Source organism: Marinobacter sp. M3C (assembly GCF_023311895.1).
Lineage (GTDB): Bacteria > Pseudomonadota > Gammaproteobacteria > Pseudomonadales > Oleiphilaceae > Marinobacter.
This window is the reverse complement of sequence record NZ_CP092284.1, coordinates 2,333,351-2,354,494: the sequence shown is the minus strand read 5'-3', so window position 1 is coordinate 2,354,494 and position 21,144 is coordinate 2,333,351. Positions and strand designations below refer to the sequence as shown.

Below are 21,144 nucleotides of genomic sequence, written 5' to 3'. Positions count from 1 at the left end.
GGTCCCCGGCGAAGCAAACGGCCAAGCCAGGGCTAGGCATTACGAGTTTTAGCCTTCGAGCAAAGTCTGTACTACAGCCTTGGCCGCGCCTTCTGAGGAAGCCGGGTTCTGGCCGGTAATCAGTTTGCCGTCAACCACCACATAAGGTGCCCAGTCTTCGCCACAGCTGTAATCGCCGGCGTTTTCCTGAAGCATGTCTTCTACCAGGAAAGGCACCAGTTTGGTCAGCTGAACCGCTTCTTCCTCGGAATTGGAGAAGCCAGTGACTTTACGACCGCCGACGATATTCTGGTTGGGCTTTACGTCCACGTTTTTGAACACGCCAGGTGCATGGCACACCGCGCTGATGACTTTATCCTGCTCGTAGGCGCGTTTGATCAGCGCTATGGAATGCTTGTCGTTGGCCAAGTCCCAAAGTGGGCCGTGGCCGCCGGGGTAAAAGATGGCGTCGTAATCGTTCATGTCCACGTCGGCGAGTTTGCGGGTGCTGGCCAGGGATTCTTTGCCGTGTGCATCTTCTGAAAAGCGTTTTGTGCTGTCAGTCAAAGCGCCTTCGGCTTCACTGGCAGGATCGACTGGCGGCTTGCCGCCTTTAGGCGAGGCAATGGTGATGTGAGCGCCAGCGTCTTTAAATACGTAATAAGGCGCAGTGAACTCTTCCAGCCAGAAACCGGTTTTTTTGCCGGTGTCGCCCAGTTGATCGTGAGACGTCAAAACCATCAGGATATTCATAAACATCCGCCCTTGTTAAGCAATAAGTGAGTTACGGTGTGTTATCCGTACAATGACAGTTTGTGCCATAACGGCGAAAATTCAACCTGAGGGATTTTTAATCATGACGCCGGATTCCAATGACCTGTGGTTTTTACCCCTTGGTGGCACCGGCGAGATTGGCATGAACCTGAATTTGTATGGCCACGATGGCAGTTGGCTAATGGTGGACTGCGGCGTAACCTTTCCAAAACCGGGCCGTTTGACGGCAGACGGCAGCATGCACCATCACGGCGAACCGCCGGTACAAATGGCAGACCCCGCTTTTATTGCTGATCGCCGCGAAATGCTCTGTGGCCTGGTGATTACCCATGCCCACGAAGACCACGTGGGTGCCGTGCCTTACCTGTGGCCATTGTTGCAATGCCCGATTTATACCAACCGTTTTACCGCAGAAATTTTGCGTCGCAAACTGGCCGAGTTCAACATGCTGCACCGGGTTCCCATTGTCGTGATGGAAACCAATGATCGGCGTCAAATCGGCCCGTTCAACGTGCAGTGGTTGGCGCTGACCCATTCCATACCCGATCCCAACGCGCTGATGATTCGCACGCCGGTGGGTAATATTTTCCACAGCGGCGACTGGAAGCTGGACGACCAACCACTGATTGGCCATGGCTATAGTAAACAGACATTCACGGATTTGGCGCTCGAGGGCGTAGCCGCCATGGTGTGTGATTCCACCAACGCGACGGTCAAGGGCCATTCGGTGTCTGAAGGTGCCCTGCATAAAGGCCTGTTAAACGCAGTGAAAGGCGCAGACGGCCGTGTGGTGGTGGCGTGTTTTGGCAGCAACATTGCCCGCCTGCACACCCTGGCGGCCGTTGCCCGTCAAACCGGGCGCTATATGGGGCTGCTGGGCCGCTCGCTGGTGAATATGAGTTCCGCCGCAAAAGCCGCAGGCCTGTGGCACAGTGCCGACGAGTTAATCAATCCTGCCCACCTGGGCTATTTGCCGCCGCACGAGGTATTGGTGGTGGCAACGGGTAGCCAGGGCGAGCCGCGCACGGCCTTGCGCCGTCTCGCTAATGGCAGTCACCCGGATGTTGAGCTGGAAGCCGGTGACACGGTCATTTTCAGCGCCCGCGCCATTCCCGGTAATGAAGAGTTGATCGCCGCGCTGATCGGCCAACTGCAGGGAATGGGGGTAAAGGTGATTACCGCCGAGCAGTGTGACTTGCCGATACACGCGTCTGGCCACCCGGCGCAGGAGGAGCTTGAGGCTATGTATCGCTGGGTTCAGCCTGCCGTTGCCATTCCGGTACACGGCGAAGAAGAACACATGGCCGTGCACGCTCGACTGGCAAAGCAAACCGGGGTGCCCAAAACCCTGGTAGGGCGCAACGGAGATCTGTTTATGATTCGCCCGGTACCGGGTATGCGCCGTCAAATTACCGAAACAGGGCGCCTTGGCTGGCTGAAACAGGCGTTGGTGCGAGTGGTTTAGCCGCCAAGAAAAATCCTGATGCACGCATGAGGGTCACTCTCTTGTTGGCACCAATGCCAGCTTGCAGGGTACTTGTGGGCGCTCGCAGTCTGGCTGTTCGCTTGCTATCTGGATAGACTAGTGTCAAATCCTACAGGTCACAAAAATACTCACTCACACAAGGCGCGAACCATGGCGATATGGACTCGAATTCCGACCAAAGAAGACATCATCAAAAGCTGTCAGAATACCGCCGTTAGTCACATGGGTATCGAATTTCTGGAAGTGGGTGACAACTTCCTCAAGGGCCGCATGCCCGTTGATGAGCGCACAGTTCAGCCATTTGGCATTCTGCACGGCGGCGCATCGGTGTTACTGGCCGAAACCCTGGGTAGCATGGCCGCTAACTGCTGCCTGCGTGATCCGGGTACCGTGGCGGTAGGGCTTGAAATCAATGCGAATCATCTGCGTCCCGCAACCAGCGGCTGGGTTTATGGCACAGCAACCGCCATTCATTTGGGCAGCACGACTCAGGTCTGGGACATCGTGATCGAAGACGAGAACGGCAAAAAAACCTGCATTTCTCGCTTGACCATGGCCGTTACCAAGGCCCGTTAGCCCTTCTTGTTGCGCTTTGCCGTTGTTAACGCCCGGCTGTTAATTGAAGCTGGGCATTTCCGGCTTGGCTTGGGGTTTGCCCGCGGCCTGCCAGGCCTCAAAGCCGCCCGCAATAATTTGAACGTGCATGTAGCCCATATCTTTCAATGCCTTGGCAGCTAACGCTGAGCGCCCGGAGTTCTTGCAGTAAAGCACGATATCCAGGCCTCGATTTTCCAGCGAGGGGTCGTTGCTGAACTTGAACTCTAGCAAACCGCGGGAAATGTTAATCGCTTGAGGTATGTGGCTTTGGCGGTATTCATCGCCGTCACGCACGTCAATCAACAAGTCTGCTTTTTTAATGACTTCATCAGCCTCGGTTAGCGCTGTTTCCGAAACGTGCAATTTAGCCTCTGCCACCAGATCCTGAACGGTTTTCATGGCAACTCCTCGGTTTGAAATAAGGTTATTCTAAAACTGAATAAGCCGGTATTATGCCACTGTTAATCTTCAACTCAAAGTGTATCCGGGTTTGCCGACTATTCCCATTTCCTGATATTGCTTAGTGTTCAAGTAGTCGCGGAAGGATACTCTGGCCGTTTTCATGGCGAAAACCGGATGTTGGCTGCGAAACACTTCGCCATTTTCCAAAACGCTCAGTATCGGGGCAGCGTTTAAAATATACCCGCAATAGCGCAAACAGAGGCGGCCGTCACAAAACGTTCTGGCAGGGCCTGACTATACTAAATGGCAGGCATAAGCCCCACGGCTAACGAGAACAGTACTATGGCCAAACGGATCGTTATTTGTGCAGACGGCACCTGGAACCGGCCTGAAGAAGACCTGCAAAAGGATTTTCCAACCAACGTTTTGCGGCTGGCCAGAGCAATAACACCAGTGGCCGCGGACGGTATTTCGCAACAGGTGTTTTATGATTGGGGCATAGGTTCGTATCACAATGCGTTAATTGGCGGGGTGACGGGCCAGGGCCTGCATAAAAATATTCTTGATGGCTATCGTTATTTGGTTCAGAACTACGCGCCGGGTGACGAAGTTTATCTGTTTGGCTTCAGCCGCGGTGCCTACACGGTGCGGGCGCTGTGTGGCTTGATTAACAACTGCGGCATTGTTGCGCGAGTAGATGCTGCACGTATCCAGCAGGCGTTTGAACACTATAAAAAGCCCGGTAAAGACTATGCCCCTGACGGCATACAGTCGCTTGCGTTCCGCGCAGCCCACAGCCATCCCTCGCGTCAGGTCCGGTTTGTAGGCGTTTGGGATACAGTTGGTGCTCTGGGGGTACCCTTCTCGCTGATGGGCCTGTTTGACAGTAAAGACGAATTTTACGACACCAAGCTGGGTAGCAACGTGAGCTTTGCCCGCCATGCTCTGGCAATCGACGAGCGTCGGGAAGATTTTGAGCCCACGCTTTGGCTGTCGAGACCGGGGCTGGACTTGCAACAGGTGTGGTTTGCCGGCTCCCATAGCGATATTGGCGGAGGTTACGAGCCAGACGATCAGGGTTTGCGTGCCGCCGACTATTCATTGGCATGGATGTTAAAAGAAGCAGAAACCAGCGGCTTGGGGGTAGAAAACCATCTGTTTGAAGCACTCAAGCCCGATGCCCGCGCCAAATTGCACAACTCGCGGCGCCACGTATTCCGTTTCGCCCGCCCGCTGATTAGGCCTTTGCAGGTACCAGACATCGAAACCCGGCTTCACAAGTCGGTTGGCGAACGCTGGCGTCGCGATCCGGATTATCGCCCGCCCAACCTAAAAAGGGTTGGCTTTGCAGGCTAAGCCACTTAATGTGATGGTAAAATTAATAGTCAATTTTAATGAAAGGATGCATTTTAATGGACCTGCTAAGCCGCCTTCGCGTTCGCACACGCCTCTTACTTATCGCTCTGATTCCTGTTTTTCTCACTGCTGCGGCGATTAGTTTCATCAGCTTTGAACAGCTCCGTAGCAACGAACAACGCCAACTTGGCCAACTTGCGCAGCTGGAAGAGAGCCTGCTTGAATCCCGGAAAGACGGGCTAAAAACGCTGGTAGAGGTAGCCAAGATCGTAGCTCTGGAGGCTAAAAACAACCCCTTACTGACCGAGCGTGAGGCTAAGGAGGCGGTCGCAAACCAGCTGCGGGCCATCCGTTTTGACAGCAATAACTATATTTACGCCTACGAGCGCACCGGCCCTGGCCAGTTTAGAAATCTTGCTTATGCCCCTGACCCAAGTAAAGAAGGTGTTGTGTCTAGCCCGACCACCATTAGTGTTGTGCGGTCTTTATTTGATGCGACCAACGGCGATGGCTTTCTTGGCTATGACTGGGCGAATCCGGCCAGTGGTGAGAAGGAGCCAAAGGTTTCTTACACCGTGACCATACCCGACTGGGACTGGATGCTGGGTGCCGGTGTTTACGTGACCGATATCGATCGGCAGCTGGCCGTTATAAGAACCAACCTCGATGCCAAGCTGGCTGAAGCCCTTGCGTTTATTGCCCTGGCCACGGCGGTTATTGTGCTGCTTGCCGTGTTTATTGGTGTGTTTGTGGGGCGCACGGTGACCGGACCATTGAAGACTGTAAGCGACCTGATGGAAGACATCGCCAACGGCGATGGTGACCTGCGCAAGCGTCTGCCCGCCGAGGGCAACGACGAGCTGGCGGAACTGGGACGCCGCTTTAATACCTTTGTGATCAAAATTCAGGAAACCATTCGGCAGGTATCGGCTACCACCGATCAGGTGGCTTCCGCTGCGGAAGAGCTGAGCAGCGTGGCCAATGAAACCCGCGCTTCGGTTCAGCGGCAGGGTTCGGAAACCGATCAGATTGCATCTGCGATCCATGAAATGGTGGCGACTATCCAGCAGATTTCCGGCAACGCCAACGATGTTGAAAGTTCCGCATCCGATGCCGATCGCATGGCTCGGGAAGGCGGTAAGACCATCGCTTCGGCGCAGCAAGCCGTGCATCAGCTTTCCGACGAAATCCAGGCCAGTGCCACCACTATTAACTCACTCGCGGAGCGCTCAGACAATATTCAGAAAGTGCTGGACGTGATTCATGCGGTGACGGAGCAGACCAATCTGTTGGCGTTGAACGCGGCTATTGAAGCAGCTCGGGCCGGCGAACACGGCCGTGGTTTTTCGGTAGTGGCTGACGAAGTGCGCCAGCTGGCTCGGCGCAGTGCCGAATCGGCGGACCAGATTCGCGAGATGATTGACGGATTCGTGACTGAATCTCGTGCCGCCGCCGAGCGTATGAACCAGTCGCGGGAGCGTTCGACTGAAACCATCGAGCGTATCAGCCATGCTGCTCAGGCTTTAGCCACCATTGAAACCTCGGTTGGGCAGATACACGACCAGATCACCCAGATTGCCACCGCGTCCGAGCAACAAAGCCAGGTGGCCGAAGAGATAAATCAAAACGTGGTGCGTATTGTCGATGCGGCACAGCAAAGCGATACTGGGGTTGGCCAGACCCACGAGGCCAGCCATGAACTGGCACGTTTGAGTGAGTCTTTGCGACACTTGATCGGAAACTTCAAAGTTTAAACACAACAATAAGGTGACATAACAATGCGCAAACTGATCGTGGCCACTTTGGCCTTGGCCGCAACCCTGGCGACATCTTCAGCATTGGCTGAGGAAACTTATAACCTGCGACTGGCGGAAACCTGGGGCCCCAACTCGCCCATATTGGGGGACACCACCAAACACATGGCAGAGATGGCAGAAACCATGTCGGGCGGACGGCTGAAGATCCGTATTGACTCGTCCAACAAGCATAAAGCGCCTTTTGGCATTTTTGACCTGGTGCGCAACGGCCAATACGACATGGGCCACACGGCCTCTTATTACTACAAGGGCAGCATTCCTAACGCCATGTACTTCACCACCGTGCCGTTTGGCATGATAGCGCCAGAGCAATACGCCTGGTTCTATCACGGTGGCGGCATGGAGCTGGCACAGAAGGTTTACCAGCCTTTTGGCCTGCTGTCGTTTCCCGGTGGCAACACCGGCAACCAGATGGGCGGCTGGTTTCGTGATGAAATCACCTCATTGGATGACCTGAAGGGCATTAAAATGCGCACCCCGGGGTTCGCGGGTGAAGTGATGTCAGAGCTGGGTGTTGCGGTAACCAACATTCCGCCGGGCGAACTCTATAGCGCTCTTGAAAGGGGCACTATCGACGCCGTTGAGTGGGTAGGCCCGGCTCTGGATTTGCAGATGGGTTTTCACCAGATTGCCAAATACTATTATTCCGGCTGGCAGGAACCCGGCGCTGAAGTCCAATTTCTGATTAACGAGAAAACCTGGAACAAGCTGCCAGAAGACCTGCAGGAAATTCTGCGTGTGGCCATGCGCACTGCGGCCTATGACATGTACATCCAGAGCACCCATGAAAGCGGCGTGGCCTGGAGCCGTATGCAGCAGGATTACCCGGACGTTACCCACAAAGTCTTCCCGCCGGAAGTCATCAGCGCTCTGCGCGATGTCACCGAAAGACTGTTGAAAGAGGCCAGCGCCGCAGATCCGTTGGCAAAAGAAATCATTACTTCCCAGCAGGAGTACCTGAAGCAGGTGCGCCAATGGACTAACATTTCTGACAAGGCGTATCTGAACTCGGTCGTTAACGAATAAACAGGCGGAACACCAGGATTTGGCAGGGTCAAAAACTGGTTAAAAATAATGCAACTGCGGGCGTTGTGGATTATCCTCACGCCCCTTTTGCTTTTTGCTTTCACCCACGGTGACACCGTTTCGATTTGGGCTGATTTGATGGAAAAAACGTTACTTTCGCTGAGCACAATCAGCAAACAGTTCGACGGTAAAACCGTATTGGATTCGCTCACGCTGGATATTTTTGACGGTGAGTTCATTACCCTGCTAGGCCCTTCCGGATGCGGCAAAACCACATTGTTGAGAATGATGGCAGGTTTTGAGCTTCCCGATAACGGCACCGTTACCCTCGCCGGAGTCGACATTACAGACCAGCCTCCCGAGCAGCGCCCCCTAAATACCGTATTCCAGAGTTACGCCCTTTTTCCCCACATGTCAGTGTATGACAACGTGGCCTATGGCTTGAAAATGGAAAAACGCCCAACAGCAGAAATCCGCGAACGGGTAGACGAAGTCTTGGCGATGGTACAGCTGGAAGATTTCGTCAAGCGTAAGCCGCATCAGTTGTCTGGCGGCCAGCAGCAACGGGTAGCGATCGCTCGCGCGGTGGTGAAGCGGCCAAAACTGCTGTTGCTGGACGAACCCTTGTCCGCACTGGATTACAAGCTGCGCCGCACCATGCAGGTAGAACTTAAGCGTCTGCAGCGTGAACTGGGCATTACCTTTGTGTTCGTAACTCACGATCAGGAGGAAGCGTTGTCTATGTCAGACCGCGTTGTGGTGCTGAAAGACGGCTATATCCAACAGCTGGGCACACCGCGGGAAGTTTACGAGCGCCCGGCCAACTTATTCACCGCGCGTTTTGTGGGGCAGACCAACTTTTTTCCGGGACAGGTCACCAGCATTGGCGATCGCGAGATCAGCGTGGATGTGTTCGGCCTGAAGCGGGTGCTGAGTAAACCCTCTTTCCGTGTAACCATAAACCAGTCACTGCACGTATTGCTGCGCCCGGAAGACATCCGTGTGCTGGCACCAGACGACAGCGAGGGCGTTGCCGGCGAGATTGTGGAGCGCAATTACAAAGGCAGCACTCTGGATTCGGTGATCGAGCTGGAAGACGGCAGCCAGGTGATGGCCAGCGAGTTTTTTGATGAAGACGACCCAACCTTCGATTACAACATTGGCGAGAAAGTTCGGGTTAGCTGGGTAGACGGCTGGGAATGGCTGTTGGCCGAGGAACAAGACCAACCGCTGACCGACGAAGAGGAGCAGGCGGCCGATGATGCTGAGCATTAGGCTACAGCCTTTTAAAACCGCTGTTTTGGTGCTGGTGTGGGGTTGGCTTCTGTTTCTGGTGCTGGCGCCCAACCTGCTGGTGGTGGGCGCCAGCGTGATGACCCGCGACCCATCCACGTTTATCGCCTTGCCGCTGAACCTGGATGCTTACCGCCAGTTGTTCAATCCGCTGTATCTGGATGTATTTTTGCACTCCTTGTGGATGGCGACATTGACCACCGCGATATGCCTGCTGATTGGCTATCCGTTTGCCTGGGCGTTGTCCAAAGTGCAGAAACGCCGGCAGATGCTGCTGATATTTTTATTGATCATACCCTTCTGGACCAATTCGCTGGTGCGGGTTTACGCTCTGAAGCTGATTCTGGCCGCCAACGGCCTGCTGAACAGCGCTCTGCTGTGGCTGGGCTGGATTTCTGAACCCTTGCAAATGTTGTACACCCAAGGCGCGGTGATCATTGGATTGGTGTATCTGCTGCTGCCGTTTATGATTTTGCCTCTGTACGCGGTGTTTGATGATTTACGTCAGGACGTGCTGCTGGCTTCCCACGATCTGGGCGCAGGGCGCTTTGCCACCTTCACAAATGTGATTATTCCGCTCACCTTGCCGGGTGTTTTGGCCGGCGTTATGCTCGTGTTGCTGCCGGCCATGGGGTTGTTTTTTGTGCCTGACATACTCGGTGGATCGCGTAACCTGCTGGTGGGCAACGTGATCAAAAACCAGTTTCTGGACGCCCGCAATTGGCCCTTTGGTGCTGCTGCCAGCATCGTGCTTACCTTGACCATGGCGCTGTTGATGTTTGCCCATCGCCTGAGCAAACAGCGCCTCGGCGAGGAGAGTTCCTGATGCGCTGGCTACCGCGGACTTACCTGGCGCTGGTCTACCTACTGCTGTACATCCCCATCGCTGTGTTGGTGGTGTTCTCGTTTAACGATTCGCGCACAGGCTATAGCTGGGGCGGGCTTAGCCTGCGCTGGTATGAATCGCTGTTTAACAACCACGCCATGATGAAAGCCTTGGGTAACTCGCTGTTCCTGGCGCTCACGGCCGCTACCGTGTCTACCCTGATTGGCGCGTTGACTGCGCTGGCGCTGCACCGCTATCGCTTTCGCGGTAAAAAAGCGCTGAAAGGCATGTTGTTTGTGGTGATGATGTCTCCCGAAATCGTACTGGCAATATCCTTGCTGGGTCTGTTTTTGCTGGCGGGAATCCAGCTGGGCTATGTGTCGTTACTGCTGGCCCACGTCACGTTCTGCTTGCCGTTCGTGGTGATTACCGTCATGGCACGGCTCAGCGGGTTTGACGAACGTTTGCCGGAAGCTGCGCGCGATTTAGGCGCCAGTGATTTCACCATGACTCGTACCGTGCTGATTCCGGTGATTATGCCGGCGCTGCTGGCGGGTTGGCTGCTGGGTTTTACACTGTCTATGGATGACGTGGTCGTCAGCACCTTTGTTAGCGGACCCAGTTACGAAATATTGCCCCTACGCATCTACTCCATGGTGCGTGTGGGCCTGAAACCTGAAGTGAATGCTTTAGGCACTTTGTTACTGGTGTTTTCACTGGTGATGCTGTTGTTGTCGCAATGGATATTGATGAGGAACAAAAAATGAAAAAACTGGCATTGGCGGGAATACTGACGGCTGGCCTTGTGGGCTGCAGCTCGGAAGAGCCCAAGGTACTGAACCTGTACAACTGGTCTGAATACATGCCTCAGGAGGTGATGACCCGCTTCGAGGAAGAAACCGGTATACAGGTGGTATACACCACCTATGACAGCAACGAGGCCATGTACGCCCGTTTGAAATTGCTGGACGACAGCGCCGCCTATGATCTGGCCGTGCCGTCTACGTATTACGTGAGCAAAATGCGCAACGAAGGCCTTTTGATGCCGATTGATCGCAGCAAGATTGAGGGCTTTGACCAGCTCGACCCGGAGCTGATCAATCTGGATATCGATAAGGGCAACGAATACAGCGTGCCTTACATGTGGGGCACCACCGGGCTGGGCGTAGACACCGCCGCCATTAACGGTGAGCCGGTCACCGCCTGGGCTGATTTGTGGGAAGAGCGTTTTAGCGGCCGCGTCATTCTGACCAACGACATGCGCGAGGTGTTTCACGTGGCATTGCGGGTGTTGGGTTACTCTGGTAACAGCACCGATCCGCAGCAGATTGAAGAAGCCTATGAAAAGCTCACCGAACTGATGCCTTCGGTAAGAACCTTCAACTCCGATGCCCCGCGCATGCCGTTTTTGGAAGGCGAAGTGGATATTGGCATGATCTGGAACGGTGAAGCGGTGATGGGCAAAGACGTCCTGGAATCGCTGGAATACGTGTATCCGAAAGAAGGTATTATTGTATGGCTGGACAGCTTCGTCATTCCGAAGAATGCGAAGAACCCAGATGCCGCCCACAAGTTCATCAGCTTTGTGCTGCGCCCGGAAATTGCTGCCCTGATCAGTACAGATATTGGCTACGCCACACCGGTGCTACCTGCGCGTGAACTGCTAGGCGATGCGGTTGCCAACGATCGCGCGAGCTACCCCACGGCGGCCGACATGGTAAACGCGGAGTTCCAGACCGATATCGGTGACGAGGCTCTTCAGGTTTATGCCAAGTATTGGGAAAAGCTGAAGTCAGGTCGTTAATCCGACCTGCTATAAGCGGCCTGCCTGTTGGCAATAGCGGCCAGGCAGGCCGATGAGTGCAAAAGCGAACTCGCAGCCGTTTATGCGTCGTAAAAGTAGGTCTCAGACATGGCAATGATCTACAATCATGTGATCACCACAGCCGGAAGGCCGCTTCTTTCGATGTTATTTGCACCCCTCCGCCTGACACTCCCGTGCCTCATTGTTGCTGTCCTGTTTTGGTTGGCGATAGCTTCTTCAGTTGCCTCTGCTGCCAGTCAACCGGTCACCGAAGGCTGGGAATATCGCTGGGGCGACTCCTCGATAGACGCCAACGGTGTCCCTACATGGACAGAAACGTCCGCCTTGGATCAGTGGTCCGCCATCGATTTCCCCTCAAACCCGCCCGACCGGAATGGTCGTAATAACGTGTGGTACCGAGTAACACTGCCGGCCGGCGACTGGCACGATCCGGTGCTCTATATATTCAGTGTTGATCTGATTGTTCAGGTCTGGCAAGGCGACCGGCAGATTTACCAGTTTGGTGAGTTCGATGCCGAAGGCCGTGGTGAGTTTGCCGGCTGGCCTTGGCATGCCATTGCACTGCCGCCGGATTACCACGACAAGCCCCTGTATTTCAGAATTTATTCCAACTACATCGATATTGGTCTTTGGGGCGAAGTGGCCATTATGGAGCAGCAGGCTCTGGTACCTTATATTCTAAAAAATTCGCTAAAATCACTGATCGTGGCAGGAATGTGCGCGCTTCTGGCCCTACTAGCCGCAATTTTTGCCTTTGTACGCAAAGACGATCAGGGCTTTAATGGCATTGCTTTATTTGCCTCCAGCTCAGCGCTCCTTCTATTCTCCGGTACGGATGCGAGCCAACTGCTATGGCGCCAGCCACTAATGTGGGAGTACCTGGAAGCCGGCTCTTATTACATGGTGCCAGTCGCTTTGGGTGTGATGTTGGCGCAGTGGCTTGGCCCAAAGCCGGCGCCGCTGCTCAAACGTCTGTGGCAGCTACACCTGCTGTACCTGGTGTTGGCGCTGGGGGCATCGCTTTTGGGTCTGGTCACGCTGGCATCTACCTACCCCGTGTTTGACGTGCTGTTTCTGGTGTCCCTGGTCATCATGTCGGCCATGGCGGTGTTCGGCATTCGCCAGATGTCTGGTGATCAGCGGCTGTTGCTGGCGGTATTTGGTGTTTATTGTCTTCTGCTGATGGCCGATATGGCGGTGGCTCACGGTTTTCTGCCTTGGGTAAGAGTGCCCGTCAGCTGGGGTGTTCTGTTATTTCTGCTGGCGGTTATCAGTATTTCGGTGGCGCATTACCGTCATATACAGATTCAGCTTCAGCAAATGAATGCGCGTCTTGAGCAGGAGGTGGCTGAACGCACGGCCAAAGCCGAGGCGCTGACCCTCCGTGAACGCCGGCGAGTAAAACTGTTGACGTTTGAAAACGAGAAAAACCGCCTGTCGGATGACGTTGTCGCCGGTCTGCAGAGCTGCACTTCGTTAGCGCAGGCGATGAAATTGCTGGTGCTCGAACTTCCTGACTTGACCAGTCCACTGCGGGGTGCCCTGTACCAGCCGGATGCGCTATGTACTTACTCACCTGAGGACTGCTGGCGCCAGGTTGTGAGCTGGGGTTACAACTCTAACTCTTCCGGCCCTTTCACCAACGCCAGTCCGCTGCCAGAGGCGTTTGATGGCTTAATAAACCTGCCGCCGCCCACTCGTCTGTTTGCGGACATCCGCGACTTGCCGCCAGACGATACCGATTTACCCGGAGCTCTGCACAACCTGTGTTTGTGGATTAACGTGCAAAAGGCTGAGAGCGGGAGTCACACTATTGGCTTTTTGCAGCTGGAAATACCGGAATACTTTTCTGCCAACACAACTGAATATGGCATCGCTCGCCTGTGTTTCTCAATGGATCAGATTATCCAGAAAATCGGGCTTACGCTGTCTGGCGTGTTGCTGCATCAGGATTTACAACGACTTTCCTATGAAGACGCGCTCACAGGGCTGCACAATCGCCGCTTTTTCGATCGGTTGATGAAGCACGAGATAGCCGTGTGTCGGCGCAGCCAGCGGTCGCTGACGCTACTGATTGCGGATGTGGATCACTTCAAACGCTTCAACGACGATTACGGCCATGAAGCTGGCGATCTGGTGCTGCAACGTATCGCCAGTGAATTGGCGCCAGCGTTACGTGAAAGCGATACGGTGTGCCGTTACGGCGGCGAAGAATTTGTGGTGCTTATGGCCGGTGCCAGCAGTGCCCAGGCGCAGGTAAAAGCGGAGGCGCTGTGCAAGCGTGTGCAGGACATCAAGCTCGAATATGAAGGTGTAGTTTTGCGGCCTTTGACGATTTCAGTAGGGGTGGCCAGTTGGCCGGACGACACCCTCCAGCCAGAAAAGCTGATGGGGCTGGCCGATAAGGCGCTTTATCGAGCGAAACGAAATGGCCGCAACCGCGTGGAGGTGTCTTCCAGCGGTTGAGGCAGGGCCAGTCAGACCACCAGCACCGGGCACTTGGCGTGGCTGGTTACCCGGTGCGATACGCTGCCTAATAATATGCCGTCTTTGTCGCTATGGGTGCCGCGGGTGCCCACCACAATCAAGTCAGCTTCTTTATCTTGGGCGAACTGTACGATGACTTTGGACGGCCGTCCGCTTTTGACAAAACCGCGCACATGAGTGGCGTTCTGCTCCTTGGCATGTTCTTTGGCGTGATTCACAACCTCCTTGGCGTACTCTGAAAGCACCTTGTCGGGGATGTCCATGCTGTCAGGGCGGTTGATGGACAAAGATGCCTCAAACAGGCTGTGGTGCTTGTACACGCACAGCAAAAAGATTTCGACGTCAGGAATCAGCTTTTGCAAACCGATGGCTTTATCCAAAGCGGTCATTGAGTTTTTTGAGCCATCGATGGCGACTAATATGCGTTTGAACATTCCGTTGTCTCCTGATTAGGCCGGAAAGGCCAGGTCGCGCAAGAACAGTGCAATCTGCGGGAACGCGATAATCAATCCAGCCGCAACGATTAACATCGCAATGAACGGCGGTGTGCCACGAATCACATCCATATAGGGCCGTTTGAAAATGGCGATGGCGGTAAATATGTCGCAGCCAAATGGCGGGGTGGCAGAGCCAATGGCCACCTGCAAGGTGATGAGTACACCCACTAACACAGGGTCTAGCCCTGTGGCCTGAATGGCCGGCGCAAATATCGGCGTCAGCACCAGAATCACCACAATCGGGTCCACAAACATGCAGGCAATAAAGAACGCGACACAGATGGTAACCAGCACACCAACCGGGCCGGCCTCATTGATTCCCACCGATTCCAGAATGGCCTGAGGGATCTGTGCAAACGACAAAATCCATGAAAAGCCATTGCCCACCGCCACCAGAATAAACACCACGGCGGTGATCAGACCTGTGGATTTGGCAATGCGGTAAATATCCGGGAGTTTCAGCGAACGGAAAATCAGAAATTCCAGCAAGAAGGCATACAACACGCATACCGCGGCGGCTTCGGTGGGGCTGAAAATACCGCCGTAAATACCACCGACAATAATGACCGGGAAAAACAACGGCCACAGAGCCTCGCGCACTGCGCGCCCGCGCTCGCCCCAGGTTGCTTTCGGTTCTGTGGGTACATTGTTCTTGTAGGCGTAATATAAGCAGTAGAGTGAAAACATGACCAGAATCATCAGGCCCGGGCCAATACCCGCGATGAACAATTCAGCAATGGAGGTTTGCGAGATAACCCCGTAAATGATCATGCCAATACTGGGGGGAATCAAAAACGCGATATCACTGGCGTTAATAATCAGCGCCAGGGTAAATGAATCGGAATAACCCGCTTTCAGCATTTTTGGCCGCAACGGTGAACCCACCGCTACCACGGTGGCCTGAGTAGACCCCGACACCGCTCCGAACAGGGTGCAGGAAGTGGCCGCACTAATAGCCAGTCCACCTTTAATGTGGCCAATAAACGCCATCACCATATTAATCAGGCGATCCGCGGACTGGCCGCGAGTCATAATATCTGCGGCCAGAATGAACATCGGCACCGCAATAAGCGATGCTGGGCGAATGCCGCCCATCATCTGCTGAATAAAAGTGCCCATCTGGCCGAAGCCGTCGAACATCATTACAAAGCCAACAACAGCAGCGGTTGTCAGCGGGATCATCATCGGAAAGCCCATTAGCAGGAGCCCGATCATAATGACCATCAGTATTGTTGCCATGATTCTTGCCTTTTATGGTCTGCTCAGAGTCTGGCCTGATTCAGGCTGCTTTAAACTTCGGTTTCGGTCTCTGCATAGCCGTCCACCACACCGGTGGATAAGTACACGCCTTTACTGGTTAAGTTTTTGACGGCGGTCAACAAATACTGAATGCCGGTAACAGCAAAACCGATGGGTGCCCAAACATAGATCATCCAGATGTCTATGCCCAACGCGGGTAGAATCCGACCGCGATCGTACAAAGTAACGATGTAACCGTAGGAGTGGTAGCACAGAAAGAACATCATCGCTGCGGTAAATAGAGCGATAATAATCATTAGTACTTTTCGGCCCTTAGCGGGAAAGGCGTCGTAAATTGCAGACATGCGAATGTGGCGCCCGTGGCGGGCGGCGTAGCCGATGCCGGCGAAGGTAACCAGAATAATGAGTATGCGGTTGATCTCGCCCGAGAAAAACATACCTTCACCGAATATGAAGCGAGCAATCACGTTCACGCAGGTGTTCATTGCCATCAAAATAATGCCGGCTGCAAGTATTATCGCCTCGGTTTTGGCAATCCACTCATCGATGGTGCCCAGAAAACCGGGCAGTCCCGAGTCATAATGGCCGGTGTCGTCTAAATCCGGGGAGTTTTCGGTCATGGGCTATGCTCCGGAATGGCAAAATCCCGGCCGGTAGGGGAAAAGCCCCGGCTGGGCGGGGTTAGTCTTTAAGCCCCGCAGGCAAATGATCGCGGGGCCATGAATACAAAAAGAATAACGAGCTGTTATTTTTTGATGTTTTTCAAATCCTGCTTGAACTGGTTCAACAGTTGCTGACCACTCTCGCCGGCCATCTCAACAAACTTCGCCTCAACCTGCGGGGCGCGCTTGCGGAACACGTCGATCTGCTCTTCGGTCAGGCGTGTAACGGTGACTTCGTCACTGCTAGCCTGGATTTTTGCCAGGGCTTCATCAGCCAGGCCGTCGATATGAACAAGAATTTCTTCAAAGGCGAAATCAGACGCTTTGTTCACTAACTCTTTGTCTGCGTCTGAGAGGCCGTTGTAGAAGTTCTGGTTGGCCATCATTGCGGTGGTGAACCAGCCGTGACCGGTAAAAACCAGGTTAGGTGACACTTCGTAAAGACCGCCGGACTGAATCCAGAAAATCGGGTTTTCCTGGCCCTGAAGCATATTGGTCTGCAGCGCGCCGTAAACTTCACCCCAAGGCAAGGGCGTAGGCGTGGCGCCAAAAGCGGAGTAGGTTTCCGACAGCAACGGGTTAGTCATCACGCGAATCTTCTTATTTTGCAGCTCTGCCGGGGTCGTAAAGGGTTCGTCGAGCGTGACGACCATTTCACCTTCCGGATACATCTGCAGCAACTTCAAGCCGTTTTCTGCGTAAAGCTTAGGGAAGTCTTCGTTGATAGCCTTACTTTCACGGAAAAAGGTAACCACCGTTCCCATGTCTGTAGGCAACAGATACGGGATAAAGAAAATTTGCGCTTCTGGAATCAGGGCCCCGGTAAAACCGGGCGACTGGTTTACAAAATTCAGAATGCCGGCCTGGGTCTGCTCCATAATGTCATCAGACTCGCCCAGTTCACCGAAGCGATAAACCTGCACCGTATTGTCGGAGTTGTCTTCGATGTACTCTTTAAATTTGTAAGCGAAAACGTCCTGAACATCGCCTTCGTATTCTTCGTGAGCATAACGCCAGTTGGCAGCGTTCACCGAGTTGGCTGCGGTCAGTGCCGCGAACGTCAGTGCAGAAATGCCTGCCAGTTTCTTGAATTTACTCATGCTGCTCATCGCGTAATCTCCGCTTCTTTTTCTGAATTGGTTATTCTTCTGTCTTTAGACTGGCAAAACAACGGGTGAAGCGCAAGTTTACAGATAAAAACTTGAGCTTCGCTTACTATCTTTTTCCTGGTCAATAACATGCTGGAATTAAGGCGTATTACGGTCTTCCAGACATGTTTGCAAAAAACGTTCAAACTCTTGGGTTATTCGCTGTACGCTGTTTTCGAGCCGGTGGCCATCGTTCAGTACAAGGGCGCTGATGCCTTGCTGTTGTGCCAATTCCAGCACAGGCATTACCGGAACAACGTCATCTTCCCAACCATGAATAATCTGGCTGAACGTGGCACAAATCTGCGGCCTGGGTTGTGGATAGCCCACGAGTGCCAGTGCGGGGGCTAATAAAAAGCAGCCCAGTACCGGATTCATGGCGCTTGTTTGCGCACACACCCAGCCGCCCATGCTGGACCCTGCCAAAACGGTACGCTGGGGGGCAGCCCCAACTCGCTCCATAGCTGCCTGCATCTGCTTCAGGCGGGTTGTCGGGTCTTTACTGCTGCGATGGTCCACCGCTTCGGCCACCACGCCCGGGTATTCTTCCGCGACCGCTTTCATAGCTTGAATCTTAGTACTGCGGGGGCCACTTTCCAGTCCGTGGGACAGAAATACGTGAAAAATGGGTAGTGTCATGGTTTGGCTCCTGAGGATTTATTTATTTCCCGGCGGCAAAAAACGGCGACGCAGAAAACCGTTGCGGCCGTGATCGCGTAACTTCATCTACTATTATAAAGAATAACAGGAGACGCATTATGTTCAGATGGCCAGTCAGCGTTGCACTGCTTTTGCTGTGGGGAGCTGCCCCGGTTGTGGCAGAAGAAGCCGTGGGTTGTCCGGCATTTTTGGACCACGATCTGCCGAAACTTCATTCCAAAGATACCGTCAATTTATGCGAACTGGCTGCCGGCAAGCCGATGTTGGTGGTGAATACTGCCAGCTTTTGCGGTTTTACCAACCAGTTCACCGCCCTTGAGCAGCTGCATCAGCGTTACGGTAAAGAGGGCTTGGTGGTGGTTGGTTTTGCCAGCAACGACTTCCGCCAGGAGGCAGACACCGAAGAGGAAGCGGCCACTATCTGTTTCAAAAATTTCGGCGTTACCTTCACTATGATAGCCCCCGGGCCGGTTACCGGTGCAAACGCAACGCCTGTGTTCGCTCACATCAATCAACAGAGCCAGCCGCCGCAGTGGAATTTCACAAAATACCTGTTGAACGATCAGGGCCAGGTAGTGGAGTCTTTCTCAAGTAGCGTGCGCCCTAGCGACAAACAGATAACGCAGGCGGTGGAATCTGTACTCTAACGCAGAAAATGTCCGCGTCGAATGAAGCTGTTTCCTGGGCATTAGCGTACATTTCACCCAGTCAGTATTTGCTCGCGGGTCGTTTTCCTGAGGGTATTTGAGAGATTAAGGCTAACCCGCTGAAATAATCAGAATTAGAAAGGAATCAGGAGAGAATTGTGACTGAAAAAACCGCTGAATTGGTTGCCGCGCCGGACCCTGCCACCAAGCCGGCTGAGCCGTTTAGCCGCACGGTTAATCTGGCCGAAGGTGACGTGCAGCAAAAGCGCGAGGAAATCGAGCGTTGTTTTTGCGACACTTTTGACACCTACGAATCCCTGTTTACAACATTGGCCGTTGACGACGCTTACTTTAAAAAGTCGATACCTCTGCGTCATCCGCTGATGTTTTACTTAGGCCATACAGCAACCTTCTTTGTTAATAAGTTGGTGCTGGCAAAAATTTTGCCCGAGCGTATTGATCCTGCGATGGAGTCGACCTTTGCGGTGGGCGTGGATGAAATGAGCTGGGACGACTTGAACGAAGACCATTACGCCTGGCCTAAAGTGTCGGCAGTTATGGCCTATCGCCAAAAAGTTCGGGCGATGGTGGTGGATCTTATCCGCACCTTGCCCTTGCAGTTGCCGGTGGGCTGGAAGAGCCCGTTCTGGCCGATTTTGATGGGCATCGATCACGAGCGCATTCACCTGGAAACCTCATCGGTGCTGATTCGCCAGCAAAAGCTGGAGTATCTGCAGCCGCAGCCAGAGTGGGCGCCCAACACTCAAAGCGGGGAAGCTCCTCAGAACAAGCTGCTGCCGGTGGCGGCGGGCGATGTGGCTTTGGGCCTGCCAGTTGACGGTGAGTATTACGGTTGGGACAACGAATATGGCCGCCATGAAGCCAGCGTAGACGCGTTTGATGCGTCAAAATATTTGGTGAGCAATCAGGAGTTTCTGGAATTCGTTGAAGCCGGCGGCTACAGCGAAGAGGCTTACTGGAGCGAAGAAGGCTTGGGCTGGCGCGCATTTGCTAAGGCCAGCCACCCCACTTTCTGGGTGTGGCGCAATCAATGGTTTCTGCGGTTAATGACCGAAGAAGTGGAAATGCGGTGGGATTGGCCAGCGGAGGTGAACTACCACGAAGCTAAAGCCTTCTGCGAATGGAAAACCGTGGATAGCGGCCGGCCTGTGCGGCTGCCCACTGAAGACGAATGGCACCGCCTGGCCGAAGTGGCTCAGGTAGCGGAGGTGGGCGCCGAGCCCGCTGCGGCCAACTTGCATTTGGATCACGGCGCGTCTTCATGCCCGGTTACGCGCTTCCGCCACGGCCAATGGTTTGATGTTGTCGGTAACGTATGGCAGTGGACTGAAACGCCGATGTATCCATTTGCAGGGTTTGAGGTGCATCCGTTGTACGATGATTTCACCACACCCACATTTGATAATCGCCACAACCTGATTAAAGGCGGGTCGTGGATTTCTTGCGGTAACGAGGCGCGGCTCAGTGCCCGCTATGCGTTCCGCCGCCATTTCTTCCAGCATGCGGGATTCCGCTATGTGGCTTCGGAGGCTGAATTGAAGAACCCCAGCGCATATTACGAAAACGATGTCATTCTTGCCCAGTACTCGGAATTCAATTTCGGCGAAAACTGGCACGGCGAAGCCAACTTCCCCAAAGAACTGGCGATGGCCGGTATTGCGGCCTTAGACGAGCGCTCAGCGGCTGACCAAAGTGGCGTAAGCTATGGCCGCGCCCTGGATATCGGCTGCGCTTGCGGCCGCACCAGTTTTGAGTTGGCTACCCGCTTTGAGCATGTGGACGGCATCGACTTTTCAGCCAATTTCATCCAGAAAGGAGTGGAGATGGCAGAGCAGAAAGTGATTCGCTATGCCCGCCCGGAAGAGGGTGACCTGGTGAGTTACCACGAGCGCACCCTAGAGGAATTGGGCCTGACCGAGTCTGCCGAGCGTGTAGCCTTCCATCAGGGCGACGCTTGTAACTTGAAGCCGTTGTTTAACAACTACGACCTGATTGTGGCTGGCAACCTGATTGACCGCCTGTACGATCCGGCGAAGTTTCTGACCCGCATTCACGAGCGTCTGAACGACAACGGTGTACTGGTGATTGCATCGCCCTATACCTGGCTGGAGGAATACACTCCGCGAGACAAATGGGTTGGTGGTTACAAGAAAGACGGTGAAAATTACAGCACTCTGGACGGTTTGAAAGACTTGCTAGCACCGCATTTCCGTTTGATGAGCGCGCCGCGCAGCCTGCCATTCGTGATTCGCGAAACCCGTAATAAATATCAGCACAGCCTGTCAGAACTGACAGTGTGGGAAAAGGTCACGCCCTGATACGCATCACATCAGGAGCCAGGGACAGATTTCAAATCTGTCCCCGATTTACCATTCCGACGT

The 21,144-nt window shown here is 54.0% G+C and carries 19 protein-coding genes; 12 read left to right on the top strand and 7 right to left on the bottom strand.

Annotated elements, in window-relative coordinates; translation table 11 throughout:
- Positions 1-48 precede the first annotated feature (48 nt).
- Positions 49-732 (bottom strand): type 1 glutamine amidotransferase domain-containing protein, encoded by a 684-nt coding sequence (locus MIH18_RS10960; protein WP_249007262.1) that lies wholly within the window; start codon positions 730-732, stop codon positions 49-51.
- Positions 733-835: 103 nt separating this feature from the next.
- On the opposite strand from MIH18_RS10960, the gene MIH18_RS10955 reads away from it, so the two are divergent.
- Both MIH18_RS10955 and MIH18_RS10950 read left to right on the top strand, forming a co-directional pair.
- Entirely contained in the window at positions 836-2,218 is a 1,383-nt protein-coding gene (locus MIH18_RS10955) for a ribonuclease J (RefSeq protein ID WP_249007263.1), read from the top strand.
- Between the two features lie 171 nt (positions 2,219-2,389).
- Entirely contained in the window at positions 2,390-2,815 is a 426-nt protein-coding gene (locus MIH18_RS10950; protein WP_098419900.1) for a hotdog fold thioesterase, read from the top strand.
- 39 nt (positions 2,816-2,854) lie between these two features.
- Here MIH18_RS10950 and MIH18_RS10945 read toward each other — a convergent pair whose 3' ends face one another.
- Positions 2,855-3,235, bottom strand: coding sequence for a rhodanese-like domain-containing protein (locus tag MIH18_RS10945; RefSeq protein WP_249007265.1), 381 nt, complete (start codon positions 3,233-3,235; stop codon positions 2,855-2,857).
- 345 nt (positions 3,236-3,580) lie between these two features.
- On the opposite strand from MIH18_RS10945, the gene MIH18_RS10940 reads away from it, so the two are divergent.
- From MIH18_RS10940 to MIH18_RS10905, 8 genes are all read left to right on the top strand, one after another.
- Positions 3,581-4,594: a DUF2235 domain-containing protein gene (locus tag MIH18_RS10940; protein WP_249007266.1), complete on the top strand. Its 1,014-nt coding sequence runs from the start codon at positions 3,581-3,583 to the stop codon at positions 4,592-4,594.
- Positions 4,595-4,650: 56 nt separating this feature from the next.
- Positions 4,651-6,348 (top strand): methyl-accepting chemotaxis protein, encoded by a 1,698-nt coding sequence (locus tag MIH18_RS10935; RefSeq protein WP_249007267.1) that lies wholly within the window; start codon positions 4,651-4,653, stop codon positions 6,346-6,348.
- Positions 6,349-6,372: 24 nt separating this feature from the next.
- Entirely contained in the window at positions 6,373-7,437 is a 1,065-nt protein-coding gene (locus MIH18_RS10930; RefSeq protein ID WP_249007268.1) for a TRAP transporter substrate-binding protein, read from the top strand.
- Positions 7,438-7,575: 138 nt separating this feature from the next.
- Positions 7,576-8,712, top strand: coding sequence for a spermidine/putrescine ABC transporter ATP-binding protein PotA (gene potA / locus MIH18_RS10925; RefSeq protein ID WP_249007269.1), 1,137 nt, complete (start codon positions 7,576-7,578; stop codon positions 8,710-8,712).
- Positions 8,696-9,556 carry a spermidine/putrescine ABC transporter permease PotB gene (gene potB, locus MIH18_RS10920; RefSeq protein ID WP_249007270.1) on the top strand — a complete coding sequence of 287 codons (861 nt, stop codon included), beginning with the start codon at positions 8,696-8,698 and terminating at the stop codon, positions 9,554-9,556. Before potA ends, potB begins: the two co-directional genes overlap by 17 nt.
- Positions 9,556-10,323 (top strand): spermidine/putrescine ABC transporter permease PotC, encoded by a 768-nt coding sequence (gene potC, locus MIH18_RS10915; RefSeq protein ID WP_249007271.1) that lies wholly within the window; start codon positions 9,556-9,558, stop codon positions 10,321-10,323. Before potB ends, potC begins: the two co-directional genes overlap by 1 nt.
- On the top strand, positions 10,320-11,360 hold the full coding sequence (locus tag MIH18_RS10910; RefSeq protein ID WP_249007272.1) for an extracellular solute-binding protein: 1,041 nt from the start codon (positions 10,320-10,322) through the stop codon (positions 11,358-11,360). Before potC ends, MIH18_RS10910 begins: the two co-directional genes overlap by 4 nt.
- Before the next feature lie 162 nt (positions 11,361-11,522).
- Entirely contained in the window at positions 11,523-13,847 is a 2,325-nt protein-coding gene (locus MIH18_RS10905; protein ID WP_249014551.1) for a GGDEF domain-containing protein, read from the top strand.
- Between the two features lie 11 nt (positions 13,848-13,858).
- Here MIH18_RS10905 and MIH18_RS10900 read toward each other — a convergent pair whose 3' ends face one another.
- From MIH18_RS10900 to MIH18_RS10880, 5 genes are all read right to left on the bottom strand, one after another.
- On the bottom strand, positions 13,859-14,302 hold the full coding sequence (locus tag MIH18_RS10900) for a universal stress protein (protein WP_249007274.1): 444 nt from the start codon (positions 14,300-14,302) through the stop codon (positions 13,859-13,861).
- Between the two features lie 15 nt (positions 14,303-14,317).
- Entirely contained in the window at positions 14,318-15,604 is a 1,287-nt protein-coding gene (locus tag MIH18_RS10895; RefSeq protein WP_249007275.1) for a TRAP transporter large permease, read from the bottom strand.
- Positions 15,605-15,654: 50 nt separating this feature from the next.
- On the bottom strand, positions 15,655-16,245 hold the full coding sequence (locus MIH18_RS10890) for a TRAP transporter small permease (RefSeq protein ID WP_249007276.1): 591 nt from the start codon (positions 16,243-16,245) through the stop codon (positions 15,655-15,657).
- Positions 16,246-16,370: 125 nt separating this feature from the next.
- Entirely contained in the window at positions 16,371-17,396 is a 1,026-nt protein-coding gene (dctP, locus tag MIH18_RS10885; RefSeq protein ID WP_249007277.1) for a TRAP transporter substrate-binding protein DctP, read from the bottom strand.
- Positions 17,397-17,534: 138 nt separating this feature from the next.
- A complete protein-coding gene (locus MIH18_RS10880) occupies positions 17,535-18,074 on the bottom strand; it encodes an alpha/beta hydrolase (protein WP_249007278.1) in 540 nt (179 codons plus the stop codon).
- Between the two features lie 119 nt (positions 18,075-18,193).
- On the opposite strand from MIH18_RS10880, the gene MIH18_RS10875 reads away from it, so the two are divergent.
- Positions 18,194-18,742 (top strand): glutathione peroxidase, encoded by a 549-nt coding sequence (locus MIH18_RS10875; protein ID WP_249014550.1) that lies wholly within the window; start codon positions 18,194-18,196, stop codon positions 18,740-18,742.
- A gap of 158 nt (positions 18,743-18,900) precedes the next feature.
- Positions 18,901-21,081 carry a 5-histidylcysteine sulfoxide synthase gene (gene ovoA / locus MIH18_RS10870; RefSeq protein ID WP_249014549.1) on the top strand — a complete coding sequence of 727 codons (2,181 nt, stop codon included), beginning with the start codon at positions 18,901-18,903 and terminating at the stop codon, positions 21,079-21,081.
- Positions 21,082-21,144 lie beyond the last annotated feature (63 nt).

Coding starts and splice junctions, on each gene's coding strand:
- MIH18_RS10960 (WP_249007262.1), bottom strand. CDS start 732: ATGAATATCCTGATGGTTTTGACGTCTCACGATCAACTGGGCGACACC.
- MIH18_RS10950 (WP_098419900.1), top strand. CDS start 2,390: ATGGCGATATGGACTCGAATTCCGACCAAAGAAGACATCATCAAAAGC.
- dctP (WP_249007277.1), bottom strand. CDS start 17,396: ATGAGCAGCATGAGTAAATTCAAGAAACTGGCAGGCATTTCTGCACTG.
- MIH18_RS10935 (WP_249007267.1), top strand. CDS start 4,651: ATGGACCTGCTAAGCCGCCTTCGCGTTCGCACACGCCTCTTACTTATC.
- MIH18_RS10895 (WP_249007275.1), bottom strand. CDS start 15,604: ATGGCAACAATACTGATGGTCATTATGATCGGGCTCCTGCTAATGGGC.
- MIH18_RS10900 (WP_249007274.1), bottom strand. CDS start 14,302: ATGTTCAAACGCATATTAGTCGCCATCGATGGCTCAAAAAACTCAATG.
- potC (WP_249007271.1), top strand. CDS start 9,556: ATGCGCTGGCTACCGCGGACTTACCTGGCGCTGGTCTACCTACTGCTG.
- MIH18_RS10880 (WP_249007278.1), bottom strand. CDS start 18,074: ATGACACTACCCATTTTTCACGTATTTCTGTCCCACGGACTGGAAAGT.
- potB (WP_249007270.1), top strand. CDS start 8,696: ATGATGCTGAGCATTAGGCTACAGCCTTTTAAAACCGCTGTTTTGGTG.
- MIH18_RS10955 (WP_249007263.1), top strand. CDS start 836: ATGACGCCGGATTCCAATGACCTGTGGTTTTTACCCCTTGGTGGCACC.
- MIH18_RS10930 (WP_249007268.1), top strand. CDS start 6,373: ATGCGCAAACTGATCGTGGCCACTTTGGCCTTGGCCGCAACCCTGGCG.
- MIH18_RS10890 (WP_249007276.1), bottom strand. CDS start 16,245: ATGACCGAAAACTCCCCGGATTTAGACGACACCGGCCATTATGACTCG.
- MIH18_RS10940 (WP_249007266.1), top strand. CDS start 3,581: ATGGCCAAACGGATCGTTATTTGTGCAGACGGCACCTGGAACCGGCCT.
- potA (WP_249007269.1), top strand. CDS start 7,576: ATGGAAAAAACGTTACTTTCGCTGAGCACAATCAGCAAACAGTTCGAC.
- MIH18_RS10910 (WP_249007272.1), top strand. CDS start 10,320: ATGAAAAAACTGGCATTGGCGGGAATACTGACGGCTGGCCTTGTGGGC.
- MIH18_RS10905 (WP_249014551.1), top strand. CDS start 11,523: ATGTTATTTGCACCCCTCCGCCTGACACTCCCGTGCCTCATTGTTGCT.
- MIH18_RS10875 (WP_249014550.1), top strand. CDS start 18,194: ATGTTCAGATGGCCAGTCAGCGTTGCACTGCTTTTGCTGTGGGGAGCT.
- MIH18_RS10945 (WP_249007265.1), bottom strand. CDS start 3,235: ATGAAAACCGTTCAGGATCTGGTGGCAGAGGCTAAATTGCACGTTTCG.